Origin of the sequence: Dactylosporangium sp. NBC_01737 (assembly GCF_035963215.1) — a bacterium.
Classification (GTDB): Bacteria; Actinomycetota; Actinomycetes; order Mycobacteriales; family Micromonosporaceae; genus Dactylosporangium.
The window spans coordinates 11,823,159-11,839,882 of sequence record NZ_CP109153.1 but is presented as its reverse complement, the minus strand read 5'-3'; the positions used below and the strand labels follow the sequence as shown (position 1 = coordinate 11,839,882).

Annotated in this window: 13 protein-coding genes; 8 read left to right on the top strand and 5 right to left on the bottom strand. The window is 72.9% G+C overall.

What is annotated here, in order from left to right; translation table 11 throughout:
* Positions 1–69: 69 nt before the first annotated feature.
* Both OHA72_RS54520 and OHA72_RS54515 read left to right on the top strand, forming a co-directional pair.
* Positions 70–3,540, top strand: coding sequence for a galactose-binding domain-containing protein (locus OHA72_RS54520; protein WP_327003990.1), 3,471 nt, complete (start codon positions 70–72; stop codon positions 3,538–3,540).
* 115 nt (positions 3,541–3,655) lie between these two features.
* A complete protein-coding gene (locus tag OHA72_RS54515) occupies positions 3,656–4,699 on the top strand; it encodes a LacI family DNA-binding transcriptional regulator (RefSeq protein ID WP_327003989.1) in 1,044 nt (347 codons plus the stop codon).
* Between the two features lie 578 nt (positions 4,700–5,277).
* On the opposite strand, the gene OHA72_RS54510 is transcribed toward OHA72_RS54515, so the two are convergent.
* Positions 5,278–5,484: a hypothetical protein gene (locus OHA72_RS54510; RefSeq protein WP_327003988.1), complete on the bottom strand. Its 207-nt coding sequence runs from the start codon at positions 5,482–5,484 to the stop codon at positions 5,278–5,280.
* 1,174 nt (positions 5,485–6,658) lie between these two features.
* On the opposite strand from OHA72_RS54510, the gene OHA72_RS54505 reads away from it, so the two are divergent.
* Positions 6,659–7,099 (top strand): DUF305 domain-containing protein, encoded by a 441-nt coding sequence (locus OHA72_RS54505; RefSeq protein WP_327003987.1) that lies wholly within the window; start codon positions 6,659–6,661, stop codon positions 7,097–7,099.
* Here OHA72_RS54505 and OHA72_RS54500 read toward each other — a convergent pair.
* Positions 7,068–8,297 carry an MFS transporter gene (locus OHA72_RS54500; protein WP_327003986.1) on the bottom strand — a complete coding sequence of 410 codons (1,230 nt, stop codon included), beginning with the start codon at positions 8,295–8,297 and terminating at the stop codon, positions 7,068–7,070. The two genes, OHA72_RS54505 and OHA72_RS54500, sit on opposite strands and share 32 nt — an antisense overlap.
* 81 nt (positions 8,298–8,378) lie before the next feature.
* Between OHA72_RS54500 and OHA72_RS54495 the strand changes: the two genes are divergently transcribed.
* The 5 genes from OHA72_RS54495 (at position 8,379) to OHA72_RS54475 (ending at position 12,684) form a co-directional block, all read left to right on the top strand.
* Positions 8,379–9,293, top strand: a complete 915-nt coding sequence (locus OHA72_RS54495; protein ID WP_327003985.1) for a LysR family transcriptional regulator — start codon at positions 8,379–8,381, stop codon at positions 9,291–9,293.
* 76 nt (positions 9,294–9,369) lie between these two features.
* The gene (locus OHA72_RS54490; RefSeq protein WP_327003984.1) at positions 9,370–9,936 is read left to right on the top strand and encodes an ATP-binding cassette domain-containing protein; all 567 of its coding nucleotides are present in this window, start codon (positions 9,370–9,372) and stop codon (positions 9,934–9,936) included.
* The gene (locus tag OHA72_RS54485) at positions 9,933–11,534 is read left to right on the top strand and encodes a YhgE/Pip family protein (protein WP_327003983.1); all 1,602 of its coding nucleotides are present in this window, start codon (positions 9,933–9,935) and stop codon (positions 11,532–11,534) included. Before OHA72_RS54490 ends, OHA72_RS54485 begins: the two co-directional genes overlap by 4 nt.
* Positions 11,438–12,079, top strand: coding sequence for a YhgE/Pip family protein (locus tag OHA72_RS54480; RefSeq protein WP_327003982.1), 642 nt, complete (start codon positions 11,438–11,440; stop codon positions 12,077–12,079). Before OHA72_RS54485 ends, OHA72_RS54480 begins: the two co-directional genes overlap by 97 nt.
* Positions 12,080–12,090: 11 nt before the next feature.
* A complete protein-coding gene (locus OHA72_RS54475) occupies positions 12,091–12,684 on the top strand; it encodes a TetR/AcrR family transcriptional regulator (protein WP_327003981.1) in 594 nt (197 codons plus the stop codon).
* Positions 12,685–12,748: 64 nt separating this feature from the next.
* On the opposite strand, the gene OHA72_RS54470 is transcribed toward OHA72_RS54475, so the two are convergent.
* From OHA72_RS54470 to OHA72_RS54460, 3 genes are all read right to left on the bottom strand, one after another.
* The gene (locus tag OHA72_RS54470; RefSeq protein ID WP_327011844.1) at positions 12,749–14,311 is read right to left on the bottom strand and encodes a cellulase family glycosylhydrolase; all 1,563 of its coding nucleotides are present in this window, start codon (positions 14,309–14,311) and stop codon (positions 12,749–12,751) included.
* A gap of 188 nt (positions 14,312–14,499) precedes the next feature.
* Positions 14,500–15,495, bottom strand: a complete 996-nt coding sequence (locus tag OHA72_RS54465; protein ID WP_327003980.1) for a DUF305 domain-containing protein — start codon at positions 15,493–15,495, stop codon at positions 14,500–14,502.
* 592 nt (positions 15,496–16,087) lie between these two features.
* Entirely contained in the window at positions 16,088–16,666 is a 579-nt protein-coding gene (locus tag OHA72_RS54460) for a DNA mismatch repair protein MutL (protein ID WP_327003979.1), read from the bottom strand.
* Between the last annotated feature and the right edge of the window lie 58 nt (positions 16,667–16,724).

Sequence of the window (16,724 nt, the reverse complement as noted above, 5' to 3'; positions counted from 1 at the left end):
ACCTATCGGAGAGCGCTCTCCAAGAGATCCCCCCGCCCGCGCCTCCTCACCCCTCAGCAAGGAGCTCACGTGCATCCGGCACATGCTTCCGCCCCCGCCTGGCGGAGACTGCTCAGTTCGCGATGGCGCATCGCCCTGGTCGTTGCCGTCGTCGCCGCCGTCGCTGTCGTGGTCGCGCCGTTCGCGCGCGCCGCCGACAGCCTGATCTCGCAGGGCAAGCCCGTCACGTCGTCGTCGGACCAGGCACCCGACGTGGCCGCCAGCTTCGTCAACGACGGCAACGCCGGCACCCGCTGGAGCAGCCAGTGGAGCGACCCGCAGTGGATCCGCATCGACCTGGGTGGTCCCGCCACCATCAGCCAGGTCGTGCTGCAGTGGGAGGGCGCCTACGGCAAGTCCTTCAAGATCCAGACGTCGAGCAATGACACGACCTGGACCGACATCTACACCACCACGACGGGCGCCGGCGGCACGCAGACGCTCAATGTGTCCGGCGCCGGCCGCTACGTGCGGCTGAGCGGCACGGAGCGCGGCACCGGCTACGGCTACTCGCTGTACGAGTTCAAGGTGTACGGCTCCCTGGACGGCACCACCAACCCCGGGACGTGTGACACCGGGACCAATGCCGCGCAGGGCAAGACCGCCACCGCGTCGAGCGTCGAGGGCGCGGACGTGGTCGCCGCCAACGCCGTGGACGGCAACGCCGGCACGCGCTGGAGCAGCCAGTTCAGCGACCCGCAGTGGCTGCAGGTCGACCTCGGCAGCAAGCAGAACGTCTGCCAGGTCGTGCTGCAGTGGGAGGGCGCCTACGGCAAGGCCTTCCAGATCCAGGTGTCCGACAACGCGACCGGCTGGACCGACGTCTACTCGACCAGCACCGGCACCGGCGGCACCCAGACGATCCCGGTGACGGGCGCCGGCCGGTACGTCCGGATGTACGGCACCGCCCGCCCCGGCGGCTACGGCTACTCCCTGTGGGAGTTCAAGATCGCTCTCGGTGGCGGCGGCAGCACCACCACCCCGCCGACCAGCACCAGCCCGACGCCGAGCACGTCGCCGTCGCAGGACCCCAACTGGACGCAGGTCTGGACCGACTCCTTCGACGGGCCGGCCAACACCTCCCCGTCGGCGGCCAACTGGCTGCTGCGGACCGGCACGCAGTACCCGGGCGGCGCCGCGAACTGGGGCACCGGCTCGGTCGAGACCTCCAGCGCGTCGACCGCCAACGTCTACCTCGACGGCGCCGGCAAGCTCAACATCAAGGCCATCCGTGACGGCGCCGGCGCGTGGACGTCGGGCCGCATCGAGACCCAACGGACCGACTTCCAGGCCGCCGCGGGCGAGCAGGTCAAGTTCACCGCCGTGCTCAAGCAGCCGGACGTCGCCAACGGCGACGGCTACTGGCCGGGCTTCCGGGCCACCGGCGCCGCCTACCGCGGCAACTACAACAACTGGCCGGGCGTCGGCGAGACCGACATCATGACCGGGGTCAACGGCCGCAGCCAGCTGTCGCAGACCCTGCACTGCGGCACCGCCCCCGACGGGCCGTGCGGCGAGTACAACGGCCGCACCTCGGGCCTGGCCAGCTGCACCGGCTGCCAGACCGGCTTCCACGAGTACACCCAGGTCATCGACCGCACGAAGACCGACGAGGAGATCCGCTTCTACCTCGACGGCAAGCAGTCCTGGGTCGTGCGCAAGAGTCAGGTCGGCGTCACCGCGTGGAACGCGGCCGTCCAGCACGGCTTCTACCTGCGGCTCGACCTCGCCATGGGCGGCGCGTGGCCGAACGCGATCGCCGGCTACACCGTCCCGACCCCGCAGACCACGTCCGGCGGCATCCTGTCCGTCGACTCGGTCACGGTGTCCAAGCAGACCGGCACCACGCCGGCCGCGATGACGGACCCGGCCACGCCGGGCGGCCCGAGCGTCGTCAAGGTCACCGGCTCGCAGGGCAACTGGCAGCTGCAGGTCGGCGGCCAGCCGTGGGAGATCCGCGGTCTGACCTACGGGCCGCCGCAGGCCGCCGCCGACGGGTACATGCGCGACCTGAAGAACATGGGCGTCAACACGATCCGCACCTGGGGCGTGGACGACGCGAACACCCCGACGCTGCTCAACCGGGCCGCGCAGCAGGGCATCAAGGTGATCGTCGGGCACTGGCTCAACCAGGGCGCCGACTACGTCAACGACACCGCGTACAAGAACGCCACGAAGACCGAGGTCGTGAACCGGGTCAACGCGCTCAAGAACCACCCGGGCGTGCTGATGTGGGACGTCGGCAACGAGGTCATCCTGACCATGCAGGACCACGGCCTGGCCGCGGACGTCGTCGAGGCCCGCCGCGTGGCGTACGCCAAGTTCGTCAACGAGCTGGCGATCGCGATCCATGCCGCCGACCCGAACCACCCGGTCACCTCGACCGACGCGTACACCGGCGCGTGGCCGTACTACAAGAACAACGCCCCGGCCCTGGACCTGCTCGCGGTCAACTCCTACGGCGCGATCAACAACATCAAGCCGGACTGGATCGCCGGCGGTTACACCAAGCCGTACGTGGTCACCGAGGCCGGCCCGTCCGGTGAGTGGGAGGTCCCGAACGACGTCAACGGTGTGCCCACCGAGCCGACCGACCTGCAGAAGCGGGCGGGCTACACCGCCAGCTGGAACGCGATCAAGGGTCACCCCGGCGTGGCGCTCGGCGCGACCGAGTTCCACTACGGCCTGGAGAATGACTTCGGCGGCGTCTGGCTCAACACCTACGGCGGCGGCTGGCGCCGGCTCGGGTACGGCGCGCTGAAGCAGGCCTACACCGGCACGCCGCTGGCCAACACGGCACCGGAGATCACCAGCATGACGGTCGGCAACCAGACCGCCGTGCCCGCCGGTGGCACCTTCACCGTCAACGTCGCCGCGAACGACCCCAACGGCGACACCATCCGGTACAACGTGATGATCAGCGACAAGCACATCACCGGCAACACCGGCTTCCGCAACGTCAGGTTCACCCAGAACGGCTCCACCTTCACGGTGACCGCGCCGGAGACCCTCGGCGTGTGGAAGGTCTACGTCTACGCCTTCGACGGCCAGGGCAACGTCGGCATCGAGACGAAGTCGTTCAAGGTGGTGCCGCCGGTCATCGCCGGCACCAACATCGCCCAGGGCAAGACCGTGACCGCGTCGTCCTACCAGCCAACCGGCACCAACGGCCCGCAGCTGCCGTCCTACGCGACCGACAACAACTACGGCACCCGCTGGGCGTCGGAGTGGGTCGCCACCGCGTGGTGCACGGTCGACCTGGGCAGCAAGCAGACCTTCAACAAGGTCTTCCTGGCCTGGGAGGCGGCGTACGCGAGCGGCTACCAGATCCAGACGTCCGACGACAACGCGAACTGGACGACGATCTACTCGACGACGACCGGCAACGGCGGCTTCGACGAGCTCAACGTCAGCGGCAACGCCAGGTACGTGCGCATGAACGGCACGGCGAAGCCGACCACCTACGGTTACTCGCTCTGGGAGTTCGGCGTGTACCGGTAGGCCCCGCGAATCGGGCGGGCGGCCTCGGCCGCCCGCCCTTTCGTCTGTATTTTTCAGCGAATTTCGTGCTATGTAGTGGAGAGCGCTCTCCATGCACCGTGCTATAAAACCGGCCATGAGCGATCCACGTTCGGCCCGCAAACCCACCCTTGAAGACGTCGCGGAAGCCGCCGGCGTCTCCCGGGCCACGGTGTCGCGCGTCATCAACGGTGTTCGCAACGTCGACCCGAAGCTGCACGCCATCGTGTGGCAGGCCGTCGACGCCACCGGCTACGTGCCCAACCGCGCGGCCCGCTCCCTCGTCACCCGCCGCAGCGGGACGGTGGCCCTCGTCGTCTCCGACGCGGTCAGCCACGACGACGACCCGTTCATGCGCCGCTTCTTCGCCGACCCGTTCTTCGGCCGCATCGTCGGCGGCGTCATGTCGGTCCTGCGCCCCAAGGGCATCCAGCTCGCGCTGCAGATCGTCGGCACCGACGAGGCCCGCGGCCGGCTCGTCGGCGACCTCGGCCAGGGCCAGGCCGACGGCGCGGTCGTGCTGTCGCTGCACCCCGACGACACGCTGCCCCGCCAGCTGTACGAGGCCGGCATCGCCGCGGCCCTCGTCGGCCGCCCGGCCCAGCCGGTGCCGATCAGCTACGTGGACCTCGCCAACGACGCCGGCGGCGTCCTGGCCGCCGAGCACCTCATCGGCCGCGGCTGCACCCGCCTGGGCATGATCACCGGCCCCGCGCACGTCCCCGCCAGCCAGGACCGGCTCACCGGCTTCCGCCAGGCCCTGGCCCGCCACGGCTACGCCTGGTTCCCGACGGTCGAGGGCGGCTTCACCTACGAGTCGGGGGAGACCGCGCTGCTGGAGCTCCTCGAGCAGCAGCCGGAGCTGGACGGGGTCTTCGTCGCCAACGACGTCATGGCCCAGGCCGCCGTGATGGCGCTGCGCGGCCGCGGACTGCGGGTCCCGGACGACGTGGCGGTGGTCGGCTTCGACGACAGCAGCGCCGCCCTGGACGCCCGGCCGCAGCTCACCACGGTCCGGCATCCCCTGGAGGACATGGCGGCGGAGAGCGCCCGCCTGGTCCTGGCCCGCATCGACGATCCGTCACTACGGGTGGAGTCGGTCATCTTCGACCCGAAGCTCGTCGTGCGCCAGTCCGCCTGACGTTCACGGTCCGGCCGGGTTTGATCGAAGTCGTCCAGTGGCCACCGGGACGACCGCCGCGGTCCTTCGATCACGCTCAGCAAGGTCGTCGGCCGCCCCGAATTCGCATCCACCGGCACGTACGGTCCGGCGCCGGCTGGCGCCCATCACACCGCCGTGATCAACGCCGTGCGCTGGTCGCTCGGGCAACCGCAGGGCGACTTTGATCACCGCATTCTCGATCAAGCCGTCCGGTGGCCGCCCGGACGACCGTTCCGTGCGGCTGCCGGCGCGGCCGGTCCGGGACTTGGATCACGGATCGGTTGATCGAAGTCGTGGTCTGGCTGCCCGGACGACCAGCCCGCGACTTCGATCACGGCGCGGCGGTGAGGTGGCGGCGCGGCGGTGAGGTGGCGGCGCGGCGGTGAGGTGGCGGCGCGGCGGTGAGGTGGCGGCGCGGCGGTGAGGTCGAGTCGTCCGGTGGCCGCCCGCGCGACCGTTCCGTGCGGCTGCCGGCGCGGCCGGTCCGGGACTTGGATCACGGATCGGTTGATCGAAGTCGTGGTCTGGCTGCCCGGACGACCGGCCCGCGACTTCGATCACGGCGCGGCGGTGAGGTGGCGGCGCGGCGGTGAGGTGGCGGCGCGGCGGTGAGGTGGCGGCGCGGCGGTGAGGTGGCGCCGCGGCGGTGAGGTGGCGCCGCGGCGGTGAGGTGGCGCCGCGGCGGTGAGGTCGAGTCGTCCGGTGGCCGCCCGCGCGACCGTTCCGTGCGGCTGCCGGCGCGGCCGGTCCGGGGCTTGGATCACGGATCGGTTGATCGAAGTCGTGGTCTGGCTGCCCGAACGGCCGGTCCGGGACTTGGATCACGGCGCAGGGGCGAGGTGGCGGCGCGCGCACGGCAGTGTTTCTGTCGGCGGCCGCGGTTCGGCGCCGGCGGACGATCTTGCGGGCGTGATCAAAGGGCAGCAGTGGCCGCGCCGGCGACCACGGGTGTCCTTCGATCAAGTGGCGGGGTGAAGATCGGCGCGTGAAGCGTGGTACTTCACGGTCCGGTCATCGATGGTCACGACTTCCCCGCGATTCGGGCCCGCACGCGACTTGGATCACGTCGGCAAGATCGTCCGATCGCGCTGAACCGGCGCGCGCCGCGACCTGGAGTCAGTGACGCGCGCCGGCAGTCTCGTGGGCCGCGCGGGCTGAGGGCGCGGGGGTGCGGTGGGGTGGGCTGCGTCTTGGAGAGCGCTCTCCGAGATGGTCAGAGTCTGCCGGTGCGGATGGGGTTCGTCAAGCCGGGTGGCCATTGGGAGGCAAAGATCAGGATTCGGTCAGGAGTGGCTGTGCAGGTGTTGACACCTGCCCGGAGCAGGCGGGAAACTTCCTTTACGGAGAGCGCTCTCCAGCCGGGTCGGGTGCCGGCGGGGAGCAGCGCCGAGGTGGCCGGCCACACGATTCGAACGGATCGACGGGGGTTGGCTGGGTCACCTGACCGACGCCGCAGGACTGGCAGTTCGGGTTGGTCGTCCAGGCGGGGGCTGCTCGAAACGATCGTCCGGCGGGTGGGTCTGCCGAGGCCGTCACGGCCCGCGGACCGCGCCCACGGTGTCGGCCGGGTGCGGCGTCCGGGCATTTTCCGGAAGTCCCACCTGCATGTCACCGACGGCGACCGGGTTGGGGTCGTCGCCGGCGGGGCGGCCGCGCGAGCGACCATCCCGTGCACCGATTCCGCAGTTGTGGCGGTCGTTCCGGGCTCTGGGCGCCCTGACCGCCGCAACTGCGGGACCGCGGCCAGGCCCACGGAAGGAGCCAGCAGCCGTGCTACCCAGACCCTGCCGTCCCGCCAGGCGGTTTGCCGCAGCAGCCCTTGTCGTCCTGCTCCTCGGAGGTTGTGGCGCAGCCGACCCTCCGGGCACCGGCGGCCCCACCGCGAGTGCCGCCGCCGCGACCGACTTCGGCGGCACCGACATCGCATGGGTGCAGCTCATGATCCCGATGGACGAGCAGCTGCTGCCCGTGCTCGACCTGGTGTCGCAGCGCTCCGCCGACCCGGCGCTGACCCGGCTCGCTGCGGACCTGCGCGTCCGGTACACCTCGGAGATCCAGCAACTGAAGGCGCTGCGCGTCAAGGCGGGGCTGGACGACAGCAATCCGCACGCGGGGCACAAGATGCCGGGGCTGGTGGACGCCGACACCCTCGCCGCGATCGGCGGGGCGGGCGGCGCCGAGTTCGACCGGAAGGTCGCCGAATGCCTGCGGGGGCACCTGGACCAGCTGGCGAGCCTGGCCCGGTCGGAGCTCAGCAACGGCACCAGCCCGTCGGTGAAGGACCTCGCCCGGCAGGTCGCCGAGTCGAGGTCCGCGGGTCTGGCAACGCTGCCCGCCGGCGTCACCGTCACCGCCGGCGCCGCAGCAGGCGGCGGCTGACCGCGGCGATCACGAGCACGATGACGGTGGCGAAGCCGAGCAGCGCCACCCTCGCCGGCAGGAACTGCGTCGCCACGCCCAGCCCGAGGACGGGGACCGCGAGCCCCAGGTACCCGCCGAGGAAGACCCCCGCCAGGGCCTCGCCGCGGGTGGCCGGCGGTGCGAGGTCGACGACCGTGGACACGGCGCCCTTGAGCAGCGCGCCCGCGCCCGCACCGGCCACCACGCCGCCGAGCAGGAATACCGGCAGGCTCACCGCCCACACGCCCGCGGTCACGGTGACCAGGCCCGCGGTCATGAGCACCAGGCCGCCGGCGACCTGGCGGCGGACCGGCTCGCGGCGCAGCAGGACCTGCGCGGCGGCGCCGCTGGCGAACACCATCGACGCGACCAGCCCGGCGAGGGCGCGGGACGGGTGGTGCAGCGTACCGGCGACGAAGGCCGGCGCGAGCGACGTGAACAGCCCCAGCACCGACAGCGCCGCGAACGCGCCACCGCCGGCGGCGAAGTAGCGGGGCCTGGCGGCGGCCGGGACGGCGACCCGCTGCGGCCGGTACCGCTGCCGCCGCAGTGGACGCGCGACGGTCTCGGGCACCAGGGCGACGGCAGCCGCGGCCGCCAGCAGGAGCACCAGGAAGACGGCGTACGGTGTGCGCAGCGGCGCCGTCACGTACTGCGCGAGGAGTCCCGCGACGAGCGGGCCGAACGCGAACCCGCCGAGGTTCGCCACCGTCGCCACCAGGTCGGCGCGTCCGCGGCCGGCGGCCGGGCGGGCGGTGGCGTGCAGCTCGGACAGGTGCGCGGTCGCCGTCGCGGTGATCATGCCGATGCCGAGGCCGGACAGGACCCGGGCGACGATCACCACGCCCAGCGACGTCGAGGTCAGGAACAGCGCCGCGGCGGCCGCCTCGAGCAGGATCGCCGGCAGCAGCACCCGTCGGCGGCCCCAGCGGTCCGACAGGTGCCCGGCGAGGAAGAGGCTGACGATGACGCCGACCGCGTACGCGGCGAACGCGACGGTGACCGCGATCGTCGAGTAACCGTCGTGGCGCTGGTAGATCGCCCACAACGGGGTCGGCACGACGGTGAAGGCCAGGGATATGGCGAACGCGACCGCGATCGTCCAGAAGCCCCGCTCGTGGCGGGTGGCGTCGGCAGTGGCCGTCTGGTCGGTGGGCCGGGTCAGCACGGTGGTCATGGTGACACTGTGCCCGCGGCGCATCAGCACCTGCGACGAATGTTCGTGCTGGGCACCATCACGAAATGCGATAGTGCTGCAATGGAGCTGCGGCATCTCGTGTACTTCGTGACCGTTGCCGAGGAGCGCAACTTCTCCCGTGCCGCCGAGCGGTTGCGGGTGGTGCAGTCCGGCGTGTCCGCCGCGATCCGGTCCCTGGAGCGGGAGCTGGGCGCGCAGCTGTTCGACCGCAGCTCGCAGCGGGTCGCGCTCACCGACGCCGGCAGCGCGCTGCTGCCCGCGGCCCGGGCCACGATCGACGCCGCCCAGGCCGCCCGGGACGCCGTCGACGAGGTCCGCGGCGGGCTGCGGGGCACGCTGCGGATCGGCACCCTGATCTCGGTCGGGTTCGTCGACCTGCCGGGTCTGCTCGGCCAGTTCCGGGCCGAGCATCCCGCCGTTGACCTGCGGCTGCGGGCGGCGCCGACCGGGTCGGCGGGGCTGGCCAGGTCGCTGCTGGACGGGGAGCTCGATGTGGCGTTCCTGTCCCTGGCGGGGCGGCCGCCGACGGGTCTGTCCGTGCGCGTCCTGGTGGCCGAGCCGATCGTCGCGGTCCTGCCGGCGGCGCACCGGCTCGCCGGCCGGGCCGCGGTGACCCTCGCCGACCTCGCCGACGAGCCGTTCGTCGACTCGCCGCCGGGCTACGGCAACCGCACCGAGGTCGACCGGGGGTTCGCCGCCGCCGGGCTGCTGCGGCGGGTGGCCCTCGAGGTCGCGGACATCGCCACCGTCGCCCAGTACGTGCGCAACGGCCTCGGCGTCGCGCTGCTGCCGCGCTTCTCCGTCGGCACGGGGGCCGGCCTGCGGACGCTGCCGGTGACCGGGGCGAGGCTGCGCTGGACGTTCGGAGTGGCGACCGGCTCGGCCCGCCGGCCGAGCGCCGCGGTCCGTGCGCTGCTCGACCTGGTCGACGCCCATCGGGTGCAGGCTTCCGCGTCTGAGGCGCGCGCCGGGTGAGGTCCGGCACATCCATTTGCATCATCGCAGTCCCATGTTTTTAGACTGACTGGTCAGTACAAGTCAGGGGGCTGTTGTGACCACCGTTGTGGAAGCGCGCGGGCTCGGTGCCCGCACCCGGCGCGGCTGGGTGTTCCGGGACGTCGACCTCGACATCGAGGCGGGGGAGCGGGTCACCGTCACCGGCCCGGCCGGCAGCGGGCGCACGTCGCTGCTGCTCGCCCTCGCCGGCTACTTCGCGACCAGCGCCGGCAGCGTCCACCGGCGGGGTGTCGTCGCTCTCGGGCACGTCCCCGGCGTCCACGAGCCGGAGCCCGCGCTGACCGTCGCGGAGCACGTCGAGGAGCGGCGCATCCTGCTCGGCCGCCGCGGCAGGGGTCGCGTCGAGGACCCGCCGCTGGACCCCGGCACCCTCGGCCGCGACCTCGACGCCCTCGGCCGGCACCTGCTCGGCCTCACCCTCGCCCGCATCGCGGGCCCCGCCGCCGTGGTCGTCGACGACGTCGACAGCGGACTGTCCACGGTGGAGCGCGCCGGCCTCGACGAGGCGCTGGAGGCCTTGACGGCCGACGGGATCGCCGTCATCACCGCCGCCCGGGAGAGCGCGACGGGCCGCGTCTTCGCCCTGGAGGGACACCGATGAGGCTCGCGCTGTTCGAGCTGCGGCGCTTCACCCGGGCGCCGATCACCGTCGCCGCGCTCGCCGTCCTGGCGCTGATCCCGCTGCTGTACGGGGCGCTGTACCTGTGGGCGTTCTGGGACCCGTACGGCAACATGCGCCACATCCCCGTCGCGGTGGTCAACGCGGACCGGCCCGCGACCGCCACCGACGGCAGCACCGTGCACGCGGGCGACGATCTCACCGCCAGGCTCCTGCGCCGCGACGTGTTCGGCTGGCAGCAGACCACCGACGCGGCGGCCCGCAGAGGCCTCGCGGAGGGGCGTTTCCAGGTGGTCTTCGAGATCCCGGCGGACTTCTCCGCGTCGCTGGTCACCCCGCCCGACCCGGACCGCGACCCGACCGGCGGGCGGCTGCTCGTCGTCAACGACGACGCCACCAACTACCTCACCGGACAGCTGTCGCGCAGCGTCTTCACCGAGGTACGGGCGAGCGCCTCGGCGTCCGCCGCCGGCGGCTACTTCGACCGGATGCTGATCGGCTTCACCGACCTCAAGTCGCAGACCGCCCAGGCCGCCGACGCCGCGGGCAAGCTGTCCGACGGCGCCACCCAGGCCGGCACCGGCGCCGGCGACCTCGCCGGCGGCCTCGACCAGGCCGGCACCGGCGCGGGCGACCTCGCCGCCGGGCTCGACGAGGCCACGAAGGGCTCCCGGCAGCTGTACGACGGGCTCGTCGCCCTCGACCAGGGCGCCGCGCAGCTCGCCGACGGCACGGCGCAGGCCGCCGCCGGCGGGCAGCTGCTCGCCGGGAAGGTCGACGCGGCCGCCGGCGCGATCGAGCCGGTGCTGCGCGACAACGCCGCGCTCATCGAGGCCGCCGCGACCAGCATCGCCGACGGCGCCGACCTGCTGCGCGAGCACCTCGACGCGCTGCCGGCCCTCGCCACGACCGCCACCCAGCGGGCCACGGCCACCCGGGCGTCGCTGGAGCAGCTCGGCAGGCGGTACCCGCAGATCGTCGACAGCGCCGAGTACCGCACGGCCGTCACGGCCGCGGACACCGCCGTCACCGCGGCGCGGGCGGTGCAGACCCGCCTGGAGACCGGCGACCTCGCCGCCGTGCGCGCCGACCTGGACCGCGCGTCGCGGATCGCCCGGCAGGTCGCGGCCGCCGCACCGCACCTCGCCGACGACGTCGTCGCCGCCCGGGCGCAGGTCGACCAGCTCGCCGACGGCCTCAACCGGCCGCCGCCGGCGCCGCCCAGCTGCACGCCGGCACCGGCTCGCTGTCCAACGGTGCCCGCGACCTGTCCGGCGGGCTGTTCCGGCTCTCCACCGGCGCCCGGCAGCTCGACGACGGGCTCGGCGCCCTCGCCGACGGCGGGCACCGGCTCGCCGGCGGGCTCGGCGAGCTCTCCGACGGCGCCAGCCGGCTGGCCCGCGGCCTGTCCGACGGCGCGGCGAAGATCCCCGGCTACGACCCCGACACCCGCGCCGAACGGGCCGGCGTCCTCGGCGACCCGGTGGCCCTCGAACGCGACACCGAACACCCCGCCGCCACGTACGGCGCCGGCTTCGCGCCGTACTTCCTCGGCCTCGCCCTCTGGGTCGGCGCGATGATCAGCTACATGGTCCTGCGCCCCCTGACCCGCCGGCACCTGGTGTCCGGCGCGCCCGCCCACCGCGCGGCCCTCGCCGGCTGGCTGCCCGGCCTCATCGTCGGCGTGGTCCAGGCGACGGCGCTGTTCCTGGTCGTGCGGTTCGCGCTCGGGCTGCACCCCGCCCACCCGCTCGCCATGTACGGGTTCCTGTGCCTCACCGCCGTCGCGTTCACCGCGATCGTGCAGTGGTTCGGCGCCCGCCTCGGCACGGCCGGCCGCCTCGTCGCGCTCGCCGTGCTGATGCTGCAGCTCACGTCGTCCGGCGGCACGTACCCGATCGAGACCACGCCCGGCATCCTGCAGGCGGTCCACCCGTTCCTGCCGATGACGTACGTCGTGTCAGGGGTCCGGCACCTCGTCAACGGCGGCCCGGGCGGTACGGTCGTCACCGGGGCCCTGGTCCTGGCCGGGTTCGCCGCTGCCGCGTTCGCGCTGACGACCGTGGCCGCGTGGCGGGGGCGCCGCCTGACGCCGTCGAAGCTGCACCCGGACCTGGTGATGTAGAGGGGTTTCACGTGGGAGACGGCCGGACCCGGCGCCGCACCGACACCCGGCAGCGGCTGTACGAGGCCGCGATGGAGCTCATCGCCGAGCACGGCTTCTCCGCCACGACCGTCGAGGACATCGCCCTGCGCGCCGGCGTCGCCAAGGGCACCGTCTACTACAACTTCCCCTCGAAGAACGCGCTGTTCGAGGAGCTGCTGCGGCACGGCGTCGGCCTGCTCACCGCCGACTTCCGTGCCGCGGTCGACGGCGTCGCGCCGCCGGAGGCGGTCCTCGCACTCATCCGGGCGGAGCTGGCGTACATCGAGCGCCACCGCTCGTTTGCGCAGCTGCTGCTGTCGGAGATGTGGCGCACCAACCGCGAGTGGCACCAGACCCTGCAACTCCTGCGCAGCGAGGCCGTCGACGTCATCGCCGCGGTGCTGCGCCGCGGCGTCGACGAGGGCCAGTTCGACGCCGCGCTGGACGTGCGCATGGCCGCGGCGGCCCTGTTCGGGGTGTGCCTCGTGGTCGCCGTCGACTGGCTCGTCTTCGAGCCGGACCGCTCCCTCGCCGACGTGCAGGACGCCCTCATCACCGTCATCCGCGCCCGCGTCGGCGTCTGAGCACGCTGGAAAGGCGCGGGGCCCGGGAAGCATGCGCTTCCCGGGCCCCCTCCCCACCCGACCCCTAGGAGCAGGTCGCGCCGTTGAGCTTGACGTTGCTCGGCGGCGGGGTTGACGGACCGTTGGCGGTGTAGCCGATCGTCACCGAGGCGCCGGCGGCCAGGGACGGTGCCCAGGTCGGTGCGGCCGCGGTGAACGTGGTGCCCGACTGGGTGACGGTGGCGTTCCAGCCGCTGCCGAGGGTCACCCCGGACGGCACGGTCCACGTGATGGAGAACGGGTTCGCGGCGGACGAGCCGGTGTTCTTCACCGTGACCGCGGCCTGGTAGCCGCCCTGCCACGCGTTGTCGATGCGGACGGTCGCGGTGCAGGCGCCAGGGCCGGTGTTGCCCGACGGGGAGACGGACACCGACACCGACGGCGACGCGGAACCGGTCGGGCCGGTGCCGCCGACGGGCGGGATCAGGTACGGCTGGAGGATCGACTGCTTCTGCTGGTTGACCGTCTTCCAGTCGTCGGCGACGATGCCGCCGGTGTCACCGGAGTTCGGGTTCCAGGACCAGTAGGTGAAGTCCATGCCGGTGACGCCGGTGCCCATGTACTCCATGAGCTTCTTCAGCCACAGGACGTCCTGCGGGCTCTGCAGCGTCGAGCCGAACTCGCCGACGAGGACCGGTGCGATGTTCTGCTTCTCCAGGTACCCCCAGAAGCCGTCCCAGATCGCCGGGAGGTTGTTCGGGAACGCCGGGTCGTCGAACCAGGCCTGGTGGTAGACGGAGTTGCCGTACTCGTGCGCGGAGTAGACGAGCTTGTTCGGCTTGTTGAGCCGGACCGGGTACTGGCCGGCCTTGGACAGGTTGCCGCCCCACCAGCCGCAGGGCTCGTCGGGGATGTTGTCCCAGGCGTTGGCGTTGCCGCCGCTGGTGCAGCTGACGCCCTCGACGACGATGAGCCAGTTGGGGTTGACCTCGAGGATGGCGTTGCCGGCGCGCTCGGCGGCCAGGCGCCAGTCGCGGTTCACGTCGCCGCAGCCCCAGCAGGAGCCGGTGCCGCTGGGGTCGGTACCGTCGGCGTGCGGCTCGTTGTGCAGGTCCGCGCCGACGACGGTCGGGTTGTTCGCGTAGTGCTGGGCCAGCGAGCGCCAGTTGGCGATCCACGTGGACTCGGGGGTCGCCGAGACGTACCAGAGGGCGCTCTGCCCGGCACTGGTCGGGCGGTGCCGGTCCAGCAGGATGCGCATGCCCTTGGTCCCGGCGTACGCGACGACCTTGTCCAGGATCTGCAGCGGCGTCAGGCCCTGCAGGTCCGGGTTGGTGTAGCCGTCGACGCTGTTGGCGGTCGCGCCGGGCTTCAGGGCATCCTCGGAGAACGGCACCCGCAGCGTGTTGTAGCCGAGGCTGGCGATCTGGTCGATGTGGTCGCGCCACGGGCGGGCCCACAGGCCGTGGAACGTCTTGTTGTCGGTCTCCATGCCGAACCAGTTGAGCCCGGTCAGCCGCACCGGGTTGCCGCCCGCGTCGATGATCTGGTTGCCGCGGGTGCTCAGGTAGCCGGTGCCGGTGCCACCGACGGCCGCCTCGGCCGTGCTGTTGAGCCCGATCACGGCGACCGCGCCGACGACGGCCATACTGCTGGCCGCGACGGCGGCCCAGAGTCTTCTCACCACACCCTCCTCAGTGGACACTGCCGTCGCCGGTGGTTTCGCTGGTACCGGCGGCGGGTGCGTGCCGACGCTAGGAGCAGCCCGCTCGACGGGCCATCGCCGTGTGTTGTGTGGCGCGTTTGCGCAGGTCAACCGTGTTTCTGTTACGAAAGTTACATCGCCGGGAGCTGCGCGAGGAGCTTGCTGTGCGCGGCGAGGACCTGTTCGGCGGCGGCCTTCGTGGCGGGGTCGGCGCCGTTCTTCGCCTCCGAGCCGCACAGCGCCGTCGTGCCGGTCAGGTGCTCGCGGAGCACCTCCAGGGCCTTCGCCGGCTGCTGCGCGGCGGGCAGCGCCCGGATCGCGGTCATGTCGGCCTCGACGACCATCCCGGGCAGGTCGTGCCCGGCGTGGATGCTGGAGTCCTCGATGGCCCCGCCGTCGGCCAGTGCCTTGCGCAGCGCCGCCAGCTCGGTGCGGTGACCGTCGGCGGCGGAGCGCGCGATCGGTGCGAGGACCGGGTCCCCGCCGGCGACGATGAGGTCGAACAGCTGCGCCGCGCTGGTGTCCAGGGAGATCATCAGCTGCAGGTAGGCGATGTCGGTCGGGTTGAGCACCGTGACGGCCGGCGGCGCGCTGTTGCGCTGCGCGACGGGCGGTGCCGGCTCGTGCGCGGGGCGCGCCCAGAGCACGACGACGGCGAACGCGGCGACGAGCACGATCGCGACCGCCCCGACGCGCCGCCAGACGTCCCTGCCGCCACCGGCGTCGTCGGCGTCGGCGTCGTCGAGCGGCGCGGCTGCGGTGGCCTTGGCCGCCTTCGTAGCGGTCTTCGTGGCGGTCTTCGTGGCGGTCCCGGTCGCCGTGGCCGGACCGGCACCCGCGGATGCCTTGCCGGCGGCGGCGATGGGCTCACGGCCGGTCCGCTGCTTGACGTTGCGGTTCGGCTTGCCCGCCGACGTCCCCGTGCGGGCGGTCTCGGTGGTGCCACCCCCGGCCGGTGCGGCGGTTTCCGTGGCGGGCACGGCCGGCTGTGCCACCGGGGCCGGCACGGTCGTCGGGGTCTCCTCGGCGGTGTCGACGGCGTCCGTGGCCTCGGCGACCTCTGCGGTCCCGGCCGCCGTCTCCGTCGCGTGCTCCGCTCCGGCCATGGCCGGCTTGTCGTCGGTCACCGCAAGCCACTTCCTCGCCGCACGACGCTCTCCCGGCGCACGACGCTCTGCCGGCGTGCGGTGACGCTGTCCGCCGCGGTCGGGGTGGCGGCCCCGGCCGACGGCGCCGCGGCGCTGGGCACAGCCGCGGAGCGGTTCCCATGGGGCGGTTGACCCCCAGGGGAACCCGTGGACACGGTGCCCGCGCCGCGGCACCCGTGGGCGAGCGGCAGCATGGTGACGGGTGATGGTCCCGCAACCGTCCGGGCGGTGGTCACGCATCGACGGTAAGCGCCCGGACCTGCGGAGAGCATTAGAGGGACTTTAAGATTCGCGCAGACGCCCCCGACGTTTTCCGCCCCCGCCGATAACAACTTTTCCGCAGACTGATTGTCGTGGCACGGCTCGCCCGGCCGACTTCTACGTCCGCGACCCTGGCCACGTCACGCTCTGGCCGGCCGCCGTCCTGCGACCCCGCCACCACATCGAAACGACCGCGACCGTGCTCGTGCCGGCGTTCGCGGGATACGTGGTGCTGCTGGGACTGGCGGGCGCCGCGTCGAGCCTGGCGTACCGCCGCCGCTTCGAACGGCACATGAGCACCTGAGGCGGGTCAGGTGCCGATGCGGGTCACGCTGCCGTGCGGGGCGCCCTGCCACCACATGGCGTCGACGAGGTAGGCGGCGTTGCCGCCGTCGGAGATGAACTGCACGACGAGGCGGGTCGGCTCCGTCTGGCCCCGCGACACGGAGTAGCCGTCGCGGGGCGTGGCGGTGACGACGGAGACGACGCCGTCGCGGATGCGGATGACCGCGTCGCCGCCCTCGGAGCGGAACGAGCGCAGGTATGTGTCGATGCCGTCACTGCCGGTCGTCACGGTCCAGCCGTCCACGACGCGGGCGGGCGCGCCGGTGGTGACCTTCGCGGTCGGCGAGGGCGCGGACGAGGTGCGTGGCGCGGCGGGGGAAGGGCTCGAGGCGTGCGAGGACCCGGGCGGCGAGGACGGCGGGGGCAGGCCCGGCTGCGGGATGAGGTCGCCCGGGCCGCGGGCCTCGGCGGCCGGCACGGGCAGCCAGTCCGATGGCACGGCCGTGTGCAGCACGGGGCGCAGCGCCAGCGACGCCACGGCGATGCTCGCCGTGGTCGCCAGGCACCACAGCAGCACCGGCACCGCCGCACGTCTGACCCGCACCGGCAGATCTTCTCACCCGCGCTGCCTTGCGTGGCAAACCCGGCGTTACGGTGTTGCC

Bases quoted from the DNA above. Each gene is read 5' to 3' on its own strand.
- OHA72_RS54515 (WP_327003989.1), top strand. From the start codon at position 3,656: ATGAGCGATCCACGTTCGGCCCGCAAACCCACCCTTGAAGACGTCGCG.
- OHA72_RS54505 (WP_327003987.1), top strand. From the start codon at position 6,659: ATGATCCCGATGGACGAGCAGCTGCTGCCCGTGCTCGACCTGGTGTCG.
- OHA72_RS54500 (WP_327003986.1), bottom strand. From the start codon at position 8,297: ATGACCACCGTGCTGACCCGGCCCACCGACCAGACGGCCACTGCCGAC.
- OHA72_RS54495 (WP_327003985.1), top strand. From the start codon at position 8,379: ATGGAGCTGCGGCATCTCGTGTACTTCGTGACCGTTGCCGAGGAGCGC.
- OHA72_RS54485 (WP_327003983.1), top strand. From the start codon at position 9,933: ATGAGGCTCGCGCTGTTCGAGCTGCGGCGCTTCACCCGGGCGCCGATC.
- OHA72_RS54470 (WP_327011844.1), bottom strand. From the start codon at position 14,311: ATGGCCGTCGTCGGCGCGGTCGCCGTGATCGGGCTCAACAGCACGGCC.